This is a genomic window from Henriciella marina, from assembly GCF_027213945.1.
Taxonomy (GTDB): Bacteria; Pseudomonadota; Alphaproteobacteria; order Caulobacterales; family Hyphomonadaceae; genus Henriciella; species Henriciella marina_A.
The window spans coordinates 1-239 of the sequence record NZ_JAPWGW010000099.1 but is presented as its reverse complement, the minus strand read 5'-3'; the positions used below and the strand labels follow the sequence as shown (position 1 = coordinate 239).

1 protein-coding gene is annotated in these 239 nt (G+C 50.6%); it reads left to right on the top strand.

Annotated elements, in window-relative coordinates; all coding sequences use genetic code 11:
• Positions 1 to 2: 2 nt before the first annotated feature.
• The coding region (locus O4G74_RS16305; RefSeq protein ID WP_419715411.1) for a RidA family protein at positions 3 to 239 on the top strand (237 nt) is incomplete at its 3' end.

Here is a 239-nt window from a genome sequence, read left to right as displayed (position 1 = left end):
AAATTACACGGTTTGAAACTGGCCCGCGCATGAGCCAGGCAGTTGTTCACGGTAACACGGTATACCTTGCGGGCCAGGTTGGAACCGCGGGTGCGTCAGTTGCCGAGCAGACAAAGGTGATTCTGGAGAATATTGACCGCCTTTTGGCGACGGTGGGAAGTGACAAAACAAAAATTCTTCAGGCAATCATCTGGCTTGATGACATGAAACATTTCCAGGAAATGAACGCGGTGTGGGAT